Genomic DNA, 360 nt, shown 5'->3' on the forward strand with positions numbered 1-360 from the left:
TGCTGAATCCTTGGTATCGGCAGGAGTGGGTGGATGTTGGGATGGGGATGTCGAAGTATGTACCGCCGAGCTCAATTCCATCATGGATGGGCAGTTTCGGAGGTGGCGTTATACAAGAAAAAGCTGGCGCGGCAGTGCAAAACAAGGTGAATGGAGCCGGCAAGAGATGAAATCGAAGACTGCCTTTGAATGGTTTCGTTGGGTATACAATGTGTTGCTCTGGTTTATCGGGGCAACCCTAATTGTGGCAATAAGTGAACTGATTGCCGGCCCTGCGCTGCAATGGCTGCTGTACGACATTCCGTATCAATTGCCAACGTGGAATCGGGCTGGCCGAATGGCAGTGTTTGTTGTTCTGTT

The 360-nt window shown here is 50.8% G+C and carries 1 protein-coding gene; it reads left to right on the top strand.

Annotated features, from left to right (window positions below):
- Positions 1-166: 166 nt before the first annotated feature.
- Positions 167-360, top strand: a 194-nt coding sequence (locus KPG66_RS17225) for a hypothetical protein (protein ID WP_237071658.1), incomplete at its 3' end; no start/stop codon positions are given.

The organism is Mycetohabitans sp. B2, from assembly GCF_021733735.1.
Lineage (GTDB): Bacteria > Pseudomonadota > Gammaproteobacteria > Burkholderiales > Burkholderiaceae > Mycetohabitans > Mycetohabitans rhizoxinica.